General features: G+C 66.6%; 10 protein-coding genes. 6 read left to right on the top strand and 4 right to left on the bottom strand.

The genetic code is table 11. The features are described from left to right. Positions 1-284: 284 nt before the first annotated feature. From DB459_RS12090 to DB459_RS12075, 4 genes are all read left to right on the top strand, one after another. The gene (locus tag DB459_RS12090; protein ID WP_253713100.1) at positions 285-1,352 is read left to right on the top strand and encodes an HlyD family secretion protein; all 1,068 of its coding nucleotides are present in this window, start codon (positions 285-287) and stop codon (positions 1,350-1,352) included. Further along, a complete protein-coding gene (rbbA, locus tag DB459_RS12085; RefSeq protein WP_253713099.1) occupies positions 1,349-4,150 on the top strand; it encodes a ribosome-associated ATPase/putative transporter RbbA in 2,802 nt (933 codons plus the stop codon). The genes DB459_RS12090 and rbbA overlap by 4 nt, the downstream gene beginning before the upstream one ends. A 2-nt stretch (positions 4,151-4,152) precedes the next feature. Next, a complete protein-coding gene (locus DB459_RS12080) occupies positions 4,153-5,265 on the top strand; it encodes an ABC transporter permease (protein ID WP_371926934.1) in 1,113 nt (370 codons plus the stop codon). Positions 5,266-5,384: 119 nt separating this feature from the next. After that, complete coding sequence (locus DB459_RS12075) at positions 5,385-6,554, top strand: acyl-CoA dehydrogenase family protein (RefSeq protein ID WP_253713097.1); 1,170 nt, start codon at positions 5,385-5,387, stop codon at positions 6,552-6,554. A gap of 388 nt (positions 6,555-6,942) precedes the next feature. Here DB459_RS12075 and DB459_RS12070 read toward each other — a convergent pair whose 3' ends face one another. After that, positions 6,943-9,495 (bottom strand): cation-translocating P-type ATPase, encoded by a 2,553-nt coding sequence (locus tag DB459_RS12070; protein WP_253713096.1) that lies wholly within the window; start codon positions 9,493-9,495, stop codon positions 6,943-6,945. Positions 9,496-9,760: 265 nt separating this feature from the next. Between DB459_RS12070 and DB459_RS12065 the strand changes: the two genes are divergently transcribed. Further along, positions 9,761-10,231: a Spy/CpxP family protein refolding chaperone gene (locus tag DB459_RS12065; RefSeq protein WP_253713095.1), complete on the top strand. Its 471-nt coding sequence runs from the start codon at positions 9,761-9,763 to the stop codon at positions 10,229-10,231. A 56-nt stretch (positions 10,232-10,287) separates the two neighbouring features. After that, on the top strand, positions 10,288-11,346 hold the full coding sequence (locus DB459_RS12060; protein ID WP_253713094.1) for an AI-2E family transporter: 1,059 nt from the start codon (positions 10,288-10,290) through the stop codon (positions 11,344-11,346). A gap of 9 nt (positions 11,347-11,355) precedes the next feature. On the opposite strand, the gene DB459_RS12055 is transcribed toward DB459_RS12060, so the two are convergent. The 3 genes from DB459_RS12055 to DB459_RS12045 form a co-directional block, all read right to left on the bottom strand. After that, positions 11,356-12,549 carry an efflux RND transporter periplasmic adaptor subunit gene (locus tag DB459_RS12055; protein WP_371926933.1) on the bottom strand — a complete coding sequence of 398 codons (1,194 nt, stop codon included), beginning with the start codon at positions 12,547-12,549 and terminating at the stop codon, positions 11,356-11,358. Between the two features lie 226 nt (positions 12,550-12,775). Continuing rightward, positions 12,776-15,139, bottom strand: a complete 2,364-nt coding sequence (locus DB459_RS12050) for an ABC transporter permease (protein ID WP_253713092.1) — start codon at positions 15,137-15,139, stop codon at positions 12,776-12,778. Continuing rightward, entirely contained in the window at positions 15,136-15,795 is a 660-nt protein-coding gene (locus DB459_RS12045; protein ID WP_253713538.1) for an ABC transporter ATP-binding protein, read from the bottom strand. Before DB459_RS12045 ends, DB459_RS12050 begins: the two co-directional genes overlap by 4 nt. Between the last annotated feature and the right edge of the window lie 67 nt (positions 15,796-15,862).

Below are 15,862 nucleotides of genomic sequence, written 5' to 3'. Positions count from 1 at the left end.
AGACGAGCAGTGCTCACGGCTTCAATTCCCGGCTATGCCTGGCGCGGACATCTCCTGCTGAAATCTTGATCACCCGGTCACGCCCATCGCGCTTGATGGCGCAGAATCACAACTGCTGCGTGCTGATCTGAATCAAGCTCAAACTCTTGCACCCATCGTATCGATCACAACTGTCACGCGGCTTGCGTTAAGGTCGTCATCAATTTCAACGAGAACTGCGGCTGTCGTTGCGAGATGAAAGCCGCCCCTCGGCTGCATCGGTCGGACGGAACAACGGGATATCGATGAAGATCAAATCGGGCTGGCTCCTTGTCGCTGTCGTCGCGCTGGCCGGTGCCGGCGGCTACTATTACTGGCGTTACCACGACGCCAACGCTCTCCCAGCGGGCTTTGCCCGCGGCAACGGGCGAATCGAGGCGATCGAGATCGACATCGCCACCAAGGTTCCGGGCCGAATCCGCGAGATCCTGGTCAATGAAGGCGACTTCATCACCGCCGGGCAGGTCCTTGCGCGGATGGACACCGAGCAGCTCCAGGCCCAGCGCCGCCAGGCGGAGGCGCAACTGCAGCGCGCCACCATCAACGTCGATACGACCAAGAGTCTCGTCACCCAGCGCATGGCGGAAAAGACCGCGGCGGACGCCGTGGTCGCCCAGCGCATGGCTCAGCTCGATTCAGCCAACCGCAAGCTCACGCGCTCCGAGCAGCTGATCAGGACCAATGCAGTGTCGCAGCAGGTGCTCGACGACGACCGCTCGGCCGCGGCGACGGCCAAGGCGGCGGTCGCCGCAGCCCAGGCCCAGGTCGCAGCTTCCGAGGCGGCGATCAGTTCCGCCCGCGCCATGGTGGTCGACGCCGGCGCAGCCATCGATGCGGCGCGCGCCGCGATCGAAAGCATCACCGCCGACATCAACGACAGCACCCTCAAGGCACCGCGCGACGGCCGCGTGCAGTATCGGGTCGCGCAGCCGGGCGAAGTCCTTGCTGCCGGTGGCCGCGTTCTCAATATGGTCGATCTCGGCGATGTCTACATGACGTTCTTCCTGCCGACGGCAGAGGCCGGTCGCGTCGCCATCGGCGCCGAGGTGCATCTGGTGCTCGACGCAGCGCCGCAATACGTCATCCCGGCCAAGGCGACCTTTGTCGCCGATGTCGCGCAGTTCACGCCCAAGACCGTGGAGACCGAGGAAGAGCGCCAGAAGCTGATGTTCAGGGTCAAGGCGCATATCCCGCCGGAGCTGCTCCACCAGCACATCGAAGAGGTCAAGACCGGGCTGCCCGGCATGGCCTATGTCCGGCTCGATCCCAACGCGCCGTGGCCGGCCAATCTCCAGGAAAAGCTGACGCGATGAGCAACGCGGCCCCCTCGGCCGCCAGCTCAGCCGCAGCCGTCGTGGCGCGGCTCGAGGGGGTCGGCCTGACCTATGGCGCAACCCGCGCCCTCGATGCCGTCACCCTCGATCTGCCGGCCGGCTGCATGGTCGGCCTGATCGGGCCGGACGGCGTCGGCAAGTCCAGCCTGCTCGCCCTGGTCGCCGGCGCGCGCATCATTCAGGATGGCCGGATCACGGTATTGGGCGGCGACATCGGCGATGCCGCCCACCGCCGCCGCGCCTGCCCGCAGATCGCCTATATGCCGCAGGGCCTCGGCAAGAACCTGTACCCGACGCTCTCCGTGTTCGAGAACATCGACTTCTTCGGCCGGCTGTTCGGACATGACAAGGCCGAACGCAAGCGGCGGATCGCCGAGCTGCTGCGCGATACCGGGCTTGCGCCTTTCGCCGATCGTCCGGCGGGACAGCTCTCCGGCGGCATGAAGCAGAAGGCGAGCCTGTGCTGCGCGCTGATTCACGATCCCGAGCTCCTGATCCTGGACGAGCCGACGACCGGCGTCGATCCGCTGTCACGGCGCCAGTTCTGGGAATTGATCGACGATATCCGCGCCCGGCGCGCCGGCATGAGCGTTCTGGTCTCGACCGCCTATATGGAGGAAGCGGCGCGGTTCGACTGGCTGGTCGCCATGGACGCCGGCCGCGTGCTCGCCACCGGAACACCCGCGGAGCTCCTGCATCGCACCGGCACCGCGACGCTCGATGCGGCTTTCATCGCACTGCTCCCCGAAGACGAGCGCAAGGACCATGTCGAGGTGGTGATCCCGCCGCGCGGCGCAGCCGGCGCAGACACCATCGCCATCGAGGCGGAGCACCTGACCAAGCGCTTCGATCACTTCACTGCCGTCGATGACGTCAGCTTTCGCATCGAACGCGGCGAGATCTTCGGCTTTCTCGGTTCGAACGGCTGCGGCAAGACCACGACGATGAAGATGCTGACCGGACTGCTGCCGTCGAGCTCCGGCACAGCCCGGCTGTTCGGCAGCGAAATCGATCCCGGCGACATCGCCGTCCGCCGCCGCATCGGCTACATGTCCCAGGGATTCTCGCTCTATTCCGAGCTGACGGTCGGCCAGAACCTCGATCTTCATGCCCGGCTGTTCGATCTGCCTGCCGACACCATCGCGCCGCGGATCAGGGAGATGACGCAGCGCTTCGATCTCGGCGACGTGATCGACGCCTATCCGGACGATCTTCCGCTCGGCCTGCGACAGCGACTGTCTCTCGCCGTCGCGATGATCCATTCGCCGGACATTCTCATTCTCGACGAGCCGACATCCGGCGTCGATCCGGTCGCGCGCGATCGCTTCTGGCAGATCCTCGCCGAACTCTCGCGCCGGGACAACGTCACGATCTTCGTCTCCACCCACTTCATGAATGAGGCGGAGCGCTGCGACCGCATTTCGCTGATGCATGCCGGCAAGGTCCTGATCAGCGACGCCCCCGCCGCGATTGTCGCCGGGCGCAAGGTCGAGACGCTGGAGGCGGCCTTCATCGCCTGTCTCGAAGACGCCATCGAGGGCGCGGGGGACGGCAGCCGGCAAACGCGGCCAGCCGACCCCGAGCCGGGGGCGGTCGCCCCGCCGCCGCGGCCGCCACAGACCGCACGCGCAGCCGATTCCTCTCTGTCGTATTTCTCCCCTCGACGCCTGCTCGCCTATTGCTGGCGAGAGGCGCTCGAACTGCGCCGCGACCCGATCCGCGCCACCCTCGCCGTGCTCGGCAGCGTCCTTCTGCTGTTCGTGCTCGGCTACGGCATCAGTCTCGACGTCGAGGACCTGACATTCGCCGCGCTCGATCGCGACGATACCACCATTAGCCGGGACTACGTCCTGCAGATCGCCGGCTCTCGCTACTTCAAGGAGAAGCCGCCGATCACGGATTATGCCGACCTCGACCGGCGCATGCGCAGCGGCGACATCAGCCTCGCCGTCGAAATTCCCCCGGGTTTCGGCCGCGACGTCAGCCGCGGCCGGCATGTCGAAGTCGGCGCATGGATCGACGGCGCCCTGCCGATCCGGGCGGAAACGATCAAGGGCTACGTCCAGGCCATGCACAGCCAATGGCTGACGCAGAAGGCGCGCGAACTCTATGGTGACGCGGCGGTTGCCGGCTCCTTCCAGCTTCAGCTCCGGTATCGCTACAATCCGAACGTCAAGAGCGTCGTCGCCATGGCGCCGGCGGTCATTCCGATCCTGCTCCTGATGATTCCGGCGATGCTCGCGGCGCTCAGCGTCGTGCGCGAAAAGGAACTCGGGTCGATCGTCAATTTCTACGTCACCCCCGTCACCCGCCTCGAATTCCTGCTGGGCAAGCAGCTTCCCTACATCGTTCTGGCGATGATGAATTTTCTTCTCCTCCTCGCCTTCGCGCTGGTCGTCTTCCGGGTGCCCTTCACCGGCAGCTTCCCCACGTTCCTTGTCGGTGCGCTGCTCTACGTCTCGACCACCACCTGCATGGGGCTGGTGATCTCCTCCTTCATGAGGAGCCAGATCGCGGCACTGTTCGGGACGACGCTGATCACCCTGATCCCCGCGATCCAGTATTCCGGACTGATCGATCCGGTATCCTCGCTTCAGGGGGCAGGCGCCTTCATCGGCACGATCTATCCGACCACCTATTTCGTCACGATCTCGCGCGGCACCTTCTCCAAGGGCCTCGACTTCGTGGCGCTGCAGAGTTCGCTCCTGCCGCTCGCCGTCAGCATTCCGGTGCTGCTGGCCATGGGCGTCCTGCTCCTGAAGAAACAGGCGAAATGATCATGCGCGGGACCAACCTGCTGCAGCTCGGCATCAAGGAATTGCGCGGGCTCAGGCGCGATACGATGCTGCTCGCACTCATCGTCTACGCCTTCACGCTGTCGGTCTATACCGAATCGCGCGCCCTGCCCGAGACGCTGAACCGGGCCGCCATCGCCATCGTCGACGAGGATCAGTCCCAGATCTCGACACGAATCGACATGGCCTTCGCCAAGCCATATTTTTCGCCGCCGCGCATGATCACCCAGTCGGAGATGGACCGGCGCATGGATGCCGGGCTCGACACCTTTGCCCTCGACATTCCGCCGGATTTTCAGCGCGATCTGCTGGCGGGGCGATCGCCGGCGATCCAGCTCAACATCGACGCCACCCGGGTGTCCCAGGCCTTCACCGGCGGCGGCTATGTCCAGTCGATCGTGACCAGCGAGATCACCGAGTTCCTGGCCCGCCACCGCGCGGTCCAGACCCTGCCGGTCGATCTCGTCCTGCGCGCCCGGTTCAATCCCGAGCTCGACAAGACCTGGTTCGGGGCGATCAACAACGTCATCACCGCGATCACCATGCTGTCGATCATCCTGACCGGCGCCGCGCTGATCCGCGAGCGCGAGCATGGGACGGTCGAGCACCTGCTGGTCATGCCGGTGACGCCGCTCGAGATCATGGTGAGCAAGGTGTGGTCGATGGGTCTCGTGGTGCTGGTCGCATCGGCGGTGTCGATCGTGCTGGTGGTCCAGGGACTCCTCGCCGTGAGGATCGACGGATCGGTGATGCTGTTCATGCTGGGCGCCGCCCTGCAGCTCTTCGCCACCACCAGCATGGGCATCCTGATGGCCACATCGGCCGGATCGATGCCGCAATTCGGGATGCTGCTGGTGATGATCCTGCTGCCGCTGCAGGCGCTGTCCGGGGCGATGACGCCGCGCGAGAGCATGCCGCAGTTCATCCAGGACATCATGCTCGCCGCGCCGAACACTCATTTCGTCATCATGGCGCAGGCCATCCTGTTTCGCGGCGCGGGCCTCGACGTGGTCTGGCCGCAGATGCTGGCGCTGACCGTGATCGGATCGGTCTTCTTCGTCATCGCGCTGCGCCGCTTCCGGGCATTCCTGACCTGAGATCGCAGATCGTCCAGGCAACAAGATGCGCTTGGCGTTTGACCGCGGCTGATGCAGATTCATGCGACGAAGCGCGAAAAAACCGCGTCACGGAATTCGATCAGCCCGGAGAGAAGCGCATGCGAAGCCCCGCTCTGAACGTCCCTGCCCCCTCGTATCTTGCCGACGAGGAATTCGGCATGTTCGCCCAGTCGGTGCGACAGTTTCTCGACAGGCATGCGCCGCGCGCCAAGCTCGACCAGTGGCGGCGCGACGGCATCGTCGAGCGCGAGTTGTGGCGCAAGGCGGGCGAAGCCGGGCTGCTCGGGCTATCGACGTCGGCTGATTACGGCGGTGTCGGCGGCGACTTCCGCCATGAAGCGGTGCTGATCGAGGAGACCACCAAGCGCGGGCTCGATGCCTGGGGCGTTTCGCTGCACAACGGCATCGTCATGCCCTATATCGAGAGCTACTGCTCCGAAGAGCAGAAGAAGAAGTGGCTGCCCAAGCTTTCCAGCGGCGAATATGTCGCCGCCATCGCCATGACAGAGCCGGGCGCCGGCTCGGACCTGCAGGGCGTGCGGACCACGGCCACGCGGTCGGGCAACCAATACACCATCAACGGCTCCAAGACCTTCATCACCAACGGCCAGACCGCCAATTTCGTCGTGGTCGTGACCAAGACCGACCCCAGGCAGGGCGCCAAGGGCACGTCGCTGATCGTGGTCGAGACCGAAGAGGCCGACGGCTTCGAGCGCGGCCGCAACCTCGACAAGGTCGGGCTCGAGGCCGCGGACACCTCGGAGCTGTTCTTCAACGACGTCCGGGTGCCGACCTCCAACCTGATCGGCGCCGAGGAAGGGCGCGGCTTCTATCAGCTCATGGAGAAACTGCCGCAGGAGCGCCTGATCATCGCGGTCCAGGCCATCGCCATGATCGAACGGGCGCTCGAGGTGACCATCGACTACGTCAAGCAGCGCAAGGCCTTCGGCCGTGCCGTCTTCGACAACCAGACGGTCCAGTTCACGCTCGCCGAATGCAAGACCAAGGCGACGGTCGCCCGCGTCTTCGTCGATCACTGCATCGGCCAGCACCTCGAAGGCAAGCTCGACGCCGCCACGGCCTCGATGGCGAAATACTGGCTCACCGACCTGCAGGGTGACATCGTCGACCGCTGCCTGCAGCTCCACGGCGGCTATGGCTATATGGACGAGTACGAGATCGCGCGCATGTACAAGGATGCGCGGGTGTCGCGGATCTACGGCGGCACCAACGAGATCATGAAGCTGCTGATTGCGCGGACGATCTGACGCGGCGATCGCACGCCGCCGCCGCGGTCGGCCTCGCACGGCACGCCTTGTCGCCATTCCGACGAGCCGCAACCTCGAACCGGCATTCTTCCGGTTCCATCGGGTTCCATTGCAAGAGGCGCGCTCGATTTAACTCGCCTTCAAATTGAAATCCTTTGTTAGGACCGCGCGATTAAGCATGCCCTTGCTCATCGGCCCTCGACCGTTGATGTCGAGCAAAAGCGCTATTCCGGGTGGCTTTGGCGCGGCCGACGACAAAGGCCGGGGCTGATTGCCGTTGAGCGACAGGCGATCAGTCCCGGCCCGCCGGGCTTGCCGCCCTGCCGAGCGCATGTGACGTTTCGTCGCAGTGGCCACGCACCGTTCCATGCCGCGCCTGGCCGGCCGATCACGTCGCCGACAACGATCGCCAGATCGGCTTGAGCAATTCCAGCACCAGGACGAAGACGGCGCCAGTCGCCAGCACGATCGCCAGATCGGACGGATGCAACGGCCCGAACTTGAACAGCGTGCGCGCCGCCGGCACCGCGAGGCTTGCCGCGAGCACGCCGAACACGATGGCGCTGATCAGGCCAAGCACGCCGTTGCGCCGCGTGACGGCGGAGCGCAGCGAGGCGCTGTAGGTGCGGTTGACGAGAATCAGGCCGAAAATGACGAGAACGAGAGCACTGAAGGCCAGCGCGCGGACGTCGGGCTCTGCCATGCCGCGCCAGGTCGCGAGAACGAAGATGCCACCCACCAGGGCGAAAGCCAGCACGCCCTGCAGCAGGCTCCAGGCGAGCAGCGCCCGGTTGAGGACCGAGGCCTCCGGCGAACGCGGCAACCGCATCATCAGGTCGCGCTCCTCGCGTTCGGCCTCGAAGGCGATCGAGCAGACCGGATCGATGACCATTTCGAGAAAGGCGATGTGAATGGGCGAGAAGATGATCGGCAGCCCGAGCACCAGCGGCAGCAGGGCGAGACCGGCGATCGGCACATGCACGGCGATGATGAAGCCCATCGCCTTGCGGATATTGTCGTAGATTCGACGGCCGAGCCGCACCGCGGCCACGATCGAGGTGAAATCGTCGTCGAGCAGCACGATCGCTGAGGCCTCGCGCGCGACATCGGTGCCGCGGCCGCCCATGGCGATGCCGATATGTGCGGCCTTGAGCGATGGCGCATCGTTGACGCCGTCGCCGGTCATGGCGACGATCTCGCCGTTCGCCTTCAGCGCGTTGACGATCCGCAGCTTCTGCTCGGGCATGATGCGGGCGAAGACCGAGATCTCGCGCACCGCGGCACGAAGGCCGGCATCGTCGAGATTCGCCAGTTCGTCTCCCGTCATCGTCGCACCGACCTGAACGCCTGCCTGCTGTGCGATCGCCTCGGCAGTGGCCGGATAGTCGCCGGTGATCATCACCACCCGGATGCCCGCCGAACGACATTCCCGAACCGCCGCGGTGACGCCGGCGCGCAGCGGGTCGGCAAGCCCGACGAGACCAAGAAAGAAGAACGAGAAGTCCCGCTGGGAATCGGGCAGCGGCGCGCCGCCCGCCGCCGCCTTGGCAACACCCAGCACGCGCAATCCCGCGGCGGCCATCTCGTCGACCTGAGCGCGCAGACCTGCGACCTCGGCGGCGGCCAATCCGCACAGGGTGAAGATCGCCTCCGGCGCCCCCTTGGCGGCGACGGTCAGTTCGTCGGCATCCTCCGGCGCGCCCTCATCCGCTCCCCAGACATTGGTGACGGCGAGAAGGTCGGGCCGCAGGCCATAGGCGCGAACCAGGACGCCGAGCGGCTCGCTGCCAGCCTCTTCAGCCGCGGGGACAAAGGCATGGAAAGCCACGTCCATGGGATCGAACGGACGCGGCGCGCTTGCCAACCGCCCGTGGGTGAGGAGTTCGGCGAAATCGCCGTCCCAGCCGTCCTCGTCTCCGGCGCGCAGCCTGCGGCCGCCGACGCGCAGCTCGGCGATGGTCATGCGGTTCTCGGTCAAGGTTCCGGTCTTGTCGGTGCACAGCACGGTCGCCGAACCGAGCGACTCGATGGCCGACGCCCGTCGCGTCAGCACCCGGGCGCGCGAGATACGCCAGGCGCCCATCGCCATGAAAACCGTCAGCACCACCGGAATCTCCTCCGGCAGCATCGACATGCCGATGGTGATGCCGTTGAGCAGCGCCTGAAGCCAGCCGCCGCGGAGCAAGCCGTAGAGGACCATGGCGATCACGCTCACCAGCGCGCCGCCGATCGCGGCGATCCGCACCACGTCCCGCGTCTGCTTCCGCAGCCGCGGCGGTTCGGTATCGATGCTGCGCAGCGACTGGCCGATCTTGCCGATCTCGCTGCGCGGGCCGGTCGCCGTCACCTCCGCGACCCCGCTGCCGCGCACCACCAGCGAGCCCGCGAAGACGCCGGGCAGGTCGTCGCCGCCGGGACGGCCGGCGCTCGCCTCTGGGCCGACGGCCGCGAGCTTGCGGACCGGAACCGATTCCCCGGTCAGGAGGGATTCATCGCATTGCAGGTCGGAACCGCGTCGGAGAATGGCATCGGCGGGGACGCGATCTCCCTCGGCGAGAACGACGGCGTCGCCGCGCACCACCTCCCGGCCGGCGATCCGCCGCCGCTGCCCGTCGCGGATCACCAGGGCGCGCGGGCTCGACAGGTCCCGCAGCGCCTCGAGCACGCGTTCGGTGCGGGTCTCCTGCACGATGGTGATGCCGATCGACAGCATGGCGAAGACGAGCAGGATGATCGCCTCCTGGATATCGCCCAGCGCCATGTAGATGACACCGCCGCAGAGCAGCAATGCGAGCATCGGCTCCCGGAGCACCTCGATCGCGATCCGCAGCGGGGTGCGGCGATCGGGACTCGGCAATTCATTGGCGCCCTCGGCGGCGAGCCGCGCCGCGGCCTCGGCCACGCTCAGTCCGGGATGGTCGCGATGGGCCACGGCAGTCATGAAGCATTCCCGCAGAAATTTCCCGTCCTGTCGCGGGGCGTCCGCTTGGCCCCGCGACGGGCGTCGCCAGTCTAATCGCGAACGGCAAAGCCGGCGAGCACTCACCAAACTTCGGAAGATGCCGCAACTTGACATGCGTCAATGGTGGCTGCTCTCGGCCGTGACAGCAGTGCTCGTTCGTCGCCGAAATTCGGGTCGAGAGGGTGGACGACCGGCTCGACGAATTTCGGCGACAGGGTCTTTGCGCCGACGGGAGGTTCCTGCAATGTCAACACTGCTTCGCGCATTCGGCGTCGCCCTGACCGCCGCCGTCCTGATGGCGGCGACCCCGTCCCTGGCACAGACCGTCCTCATCCCCGGTTCGCTCAGGGGGATCGGCAGCGCCGGCCCGACCGGCACCGACCGGCTCTGCTCGCCGCTGGCGATCGGGCTCTACGATTGGCGAATCGATTGGCTGACGCGCCAGATCAAACCGACCGATGCCCAGGCGGCACTGCTGCGCGATCTCGCCGGGCGCTCGGCCGAGGCACGCCACATCATCGCCGATGCCTGCCGCAACGGCGACATCGCCACCACCACGGATCAGCTTGCCGTGATGGAGCGGCGAGTTGTCGCACTGACCGAAGCGCTGCGCGTCATCCGGCCGAGTTACGAAGCATTCTACGACGCGCTGGCGCCGACACAGCGCGCCCGCCTCGATGGTCTCGGCCCGGCACGTCGCGGCTGGCGCTGGTGATCGCAGCGGCCGAATGTGGATCACGTGAGCACCGAGGCCGAAGCGGGGATGTTTGATTGACGACAGCATTCACCGCCGCAAGCTGGCGCTTGCAGGATCTGGTCTTTGCCGCCGCGATCGCCGCCGGCGCCATTCTGTGTTATCTGCTCGCCACCCCCTTCCTGCCTGCGCTTGTCTGGGCGGGAACGCTGGCCGTCCTGTTCACCGGTTTCGAGCGGATGCTGCGCCGGCGCTTGAGGTGGCCGACCGCCTCCGCCGCTGCGACCGTGCTGATCATCGCCGGCATCGTCGTCGTGCCGGCGATCGCCGTGACCGGTACGCTGCTCAACGAGGCGGTGCGCGGCGCCGGCGTGATCGGGCCGATGATCGACGCCGATGCATGGCGTCGTGCCCTGAACAGCCATTCGCGCCTCGCGCCCGCCCTGCAGTGGCTGCAGGAGCGCGTCGATCTGCCCGATCTCGTGCGGGGGCTGAGCTCGACACTGACGGCCTGGAGCGGCTCGATCGTACGCGCATCGTTTTCGGGCGTGCTCAATCTGCTGCTGACGTTCTACTTCCTGTTCTATTTCCTGCGGGACGGCGAACGGATGATCGCCTCGGCGGCGGCGATCCTGCCGCTGTCCACGGCGGAACTCGACCAGCTGCGCGGCCGCACCGTCGATACGATCTTCGCCACCGCCTTCGGCACCGTCGCGATGGCGACGCTGCAAGGCGGCCTCGGCGGCCTGATGTTCTGGTGGCTCGGCCTGCCGGCACCGGTGTTCTGGGGCGTCCTCATGGGACTGCTGGCGGTTGTGCCATTCCTCGGCGCCTTCGTGGTCTGGGTTCCCACCGCTGCCTTCATGGCGCTGAGCGGAAACTACTGGAGCGCGGCCGTGCTGACCGCCTGGGGCATGCTGGTGGTCGGACTGGTGGACAACATCGTCTATCCGGTGCTGGTCGGCAACCGACTGATGATGCACACCGTGCTGTCCTTCACCGCCGTCGTCGGCGGTGTGATCCTGCTCGGCGCCACCGGCGCGGTGCTCGGCCCGCTGATCGTCGCGCTGTCACTGACCCTGCTCGACATTCAAGGGCGGCGAGCAGCCGTCGCCGGCCGATCCCCGGCCGGCTGATCCTCGCGGTCAATCCCGCAGGCGCGCCACCGCGCTGCCAGGCCGCACCCGATCGCCGGGATAGACCACCACCTCGTCACCCTCGTCGAGGCCCGCCGCGATCGCCGCGAACCGGCCGGAACGGCGGACGAGTTCGACATTGCGCAATTCGACACGGCCGCCCTGAACCAGATAGACCTGCCACTGCGGCCCTGTTCGGAACAGCGCACCCACCGGCACGATCAGCGCATCGTCCTTTTCGAACACCGTGATCCGCGCCTCGACCCGATAGCCGTCACCGAGCCCGCCGCGCGCCTCCGCGGACGACGTCACGTCGATGATGACATTGACACGCTGCTCCTCGACGCCGAGGGTCGAGATCTTGGTGAAACCGGCCGGTTCGATGCGGCGAACGCGCCCCGCGAGCGGCTGCGGCCCACCCCAGGCCTCGATCGTCACCTGCGCACCGGGACTGATCTCGACCGCCTCGCTGCTGAGGACGTCGATCACGATCTCGAGGTCGGAGGGATCGCCGATCTCCAGAAGCGGCGTGCCGGGGGAGACGATGGTCTCGCTTTCCTGGAAGACCTTGAGGACCGCCCCGGCGACCGGAGCGGTGACGTCCCATCGTCCCGCCGCAGCATCGCCGCCCCGGTCGTAGCGGCCGAGCAGCGCCCGCGCCTGGCTGACCTCGTGCTCGGCGGCGTGATCCTGAAACTGGGCGGCACGTGCGTCGCGATCAGCAACCCTCAGAGCGAGTTCGGCACGCTCGAGCGCCTGCGTCGTCGCCACGCCCCGCGCAGCGAGATCCCGTGTCCGATCGAGATCGGTCCGCGCCTGGGCGAGTTGGGCGTCGGCCCTCTGCACCGCCGCCTGGGTGCGCTCCCGCGTCGCCTCGGCGGCGCCGAGGCGCTCATCGGCTTCGCGACGGCTCCTCGCATCGAGCAGCGGAACCGGCGAAGGGGTGATCGTCGTCACCCTGTCGCCATCCCGAAGCCGGTCTCCGACCTTGAGGCCGATCCGAGCCATGCCCCCCGCCAGCGGCGCCGCCACCACGTAGCGCTCGCGCACCCGCGTCTTGCCGTCCTCGTTGACCGTGGCGATGAAGCGTCCCCTGGTCGCCCGCGCGGTCTCCACCTTAACCGGCTGGGGGCGCAGGGCCCAGATCACGGCCGCGACGGCGGCGATGGCGATGCCCACTCCGACGACGCCGGTCCACGACATGCGCATCGCCAAGTGTCCCGTTTCCAACGTTCGTATTCCTTTGCAGCAGGCTGCTTTACCAAACTAGTGTCCTGTCTCCGAATTACCGCTTCATTTGCCTCACTCTCGCACGGTAATTCGGAGACATCAGGACACTAGCAAAATCAAAGTGCTAGTGTGGCTTATGTCTCGCAATTGCCTAGGACAGACTGGCCGCAAAGGCGGTAGGCAATTGCGAGACGCCACACTAGTCCCTGCTCTTGAGGACGGCGACCAGATCCAGCTGGTCGATCCGCCTTCGTACGAGTAACACGCTGACGCCTGCCGCCGCGGCAACCACCATCGCCGCCACGGCGAGGGTCTGCGGACTGATGACCGGAGGAATCTGAAAGGTCTCGCCGGAATGCAGCCGCGCGATCAGCCTGACGATCACGCCCGACAGCCAAAGCCCCAGCGGCAAGCCGATGACGACTTCCACGACGGTTTCCGAAAACAGCAAGCTCGACACCTCGCCGCGGGTGAAGCCCAGGACGCGCAGGCTGGCCAGCTGCCAGGCCCGTTCCTGCAGCCCGATCCGCACACCGTTATAGACGACGCCGAAAGCGATGATCACAGCGAAACCCGTGAGCACCGCAGCGCTGACCAGCACGATCCCCGCGATCTTGTCGAGAAAGGACGCGATGGTGCCGGCTTTCATCGCGACCGCAGCGACGACCGGCAGCGTCTTGAGTCGTCGGCCGAATTCGGCGACCGCTCCCCCCTCGATCAGCAGCGAGGCCGCCGAGACCGTGCGGTCCTCGGCGGTGAGGTAGTCGAGCGCCGCGAGGTCCATGTAGGCATTCATGCCGAGCATCTCCTCGGTCAGCGCCGCGACCTCGACGTCGCGCCAGCGGCGGCGCCCCTCGAGCGTCTCGACGGTGACGAGATCGCCGACGCGAACGGCAAGGCGTTCGGCGAGCGGCCTCGCCAACGTCAGCCCCTCGGGCATCACATTGATCGGCTGCAAGGCAACGTTCCGCGGGCGCCGCAGTTCGGCATCGGGCGCGAGCCCGATCACCGCCGTGAGATAGGAGCGTGGTCCGGCCCGCAGCCGAACCGGGACATCCCGCTGCCCTTCAACGGCGAGAACGCCGGGTTCGCGGGCGAGATTGCCGATCACCCGATCGTCGACCGCCTGGGTAAAACTGAGCGTCGCGTTGCCGCGCTCGACAAGACCGAACTGCACCATGGTCATGTGATCGATGGCGTCGCGCCAGAACAGCCCGAGCACCACCATCGGCACCGCAAGGGCGACCCCCGACGTCGTCGCCGCTGCGCGCAGCGGTCTGCCGAACAGATTGCGCAGCACCATCAGGCGCGATGGCGCGATCTGCGCCGTCGGCAGCCACGCCTCCAGGAAGCTGCGGCGAAAACGCAGCGGCACCGCGGTGCGCATGGCGACGGCGGGCGCCAGCGTGACCACGCTACGGACCGCAGCCATGGTTCCGCTTGCCGCGGCCGCCATGCTCAGAAGAACACCAAGCGCCGCGGCGCGCCAATCCATGGTGAAGGCGAGGCTCGGGAAGCGAAAGAAGCCCTGATAGCTGTAAACCATGGCACGGCCGAAGCCATCGCCGGCGAACAGGCCGAGCACGGAACCGAAGGCGACCAGGAGGCCGGCGAACAGCAGATAATGGATGGCGATCGGCGCGGTCGGAAATCCGAGGGCCTTGAGCGCAGCGATCTGTTCGCGCTGGACCGCGACCAGCCGGCCGAGCACCACATTGAGAAGGAAGGCGGCGACGCCGAAAAACACCAGGGGAATGGTCAGTGCCATCACTTTCTGCTGGCGCAGTTCGTCCTCGAGGAAGCGGTGCGAGGACTGGTCCCGTCGCGCCACCGCGCCGGTGCCGCCATAGGGCGCGAGCAGGCGGTCGAGCGCCGCGATCACCTCGTTCTCGTCGGCCCCGGGCGCCAGCGACAGCACGACGTCGTTGAACGCTCCCTCCATGGCGAAGGCGGCCTCCGCCGCCCGGCGATCGACCCACACCACGGCGAAATGGCGATCATCCGGAATCAGGAGTCCGGTCTTGACGGCGTAGACGAATTCCGGCGAAAGCGCGACGCCGCTGACACCGAAGCTCTGAACCCGGCCGTTGAGGAGGATGCGCAGCTCGCGCCCGGCACCGATGCCGGTGGCCTCGGCGAAGGCCTCATTGACCGCCACGAGGCGGGTTTCGCCGGTCTGCGGCGCGACGCCGGACCGCAGGTGCAGCCGACTGAGCAGTTCGTCACCGCCATTGGTGAGCGACACCATCCGCGCCGACACAGGCACATCGGCCTCGGGAAGATCGACGATGACGTCGTGGACGATTCGGGGCAGAACGGTTGCGACCCCAGTGATTTCGGCAATACGCGGCGCCAGAGTGAGCGGGGCGCGCTTGACCGTGGCAAACACCTGGGGAAAGCGACCGCGCTGGTAATAATCCGACCGTGCGGCCAGCAGGCTGTCATAGGTCGACAGCGACGACACGAAGACCGCGAGCCCGGCCGCGACGAGCAGGGCAATGGTGAAGACCTGGCCCCGCATGGCCACGAGGTCGCGAAGCAGCTTGCGGTGTAGCAGACTCACCAGCTCAGCTCCTCGGGAGCAAGCCGCCGCGCGTTGCGCTCGACATCGGTGATGCGGCCGCTCCGCAGCCGCAGCACACGGTCGGCCATGCCGGCAATGGCGGCGTTGTGGGTAATCACCACGGCGGTGGTACCAAGCTCACGGTTGGCACGGGCGATCGCGCCGAGCACCAGTTTGCCGGTCTCGTAATCGAGGGCGCCGGTAGGTTCGTCGCAGAGCAGGACATCGGGCCGCTTGGCGATGGCACGGGCCACCGCCACCCGTTGCTGCTCCCCGCCGGAGATCTGGGAAGGAAAATGATCGAGCCGGTCCGACATGTCGACCAATGCCAGCGCTTCCCGCGGATCGAACGGATTGTCGGCGATCTCGCCGATCAGCGCGACGTTTTCCAGCACCGTGAGACTCGGGATCAGGTTGTAGAACTGGAAGACGAATCCGACATGCTCGCGCCGGTAGCGGGTGAGTTCGGCCTCGCTGGCGCCGGTGAGATCATGGTCGCGAAACCTCGCGAGGCCGCCGGTCGGCGCATCGAGCCCACCGAGGATGTTGAGCAAGGTCGACTTCCCCGATCCCGAGGGACCGAGCAGCACCACGAACTCACCCTCGAAGATGTCGAGATCGAGATCACGCAGCGCCCAGACCTCCAGCTTACCCATGAGGTAGCTCTTGCTCAGGCCGCGGGCTTCGAAGACCTTGGTCGTGGCGGGTTGCGGTTGCACCTGA

This window comes from Bradyrhizobium sp. WD16 (assembly GCF_024181725.1).
Classification (GTDB): Bacteria; Pseudomonadota; Alphaproteobacteria; order Rhizobiales; family Xanthobacteraceae; genus Bradyrhizobium_A.
Note: the sequence above shows the minus strand (reverse complement) of the source record. Positions and strands in the feature narration are given on the sequence as shown.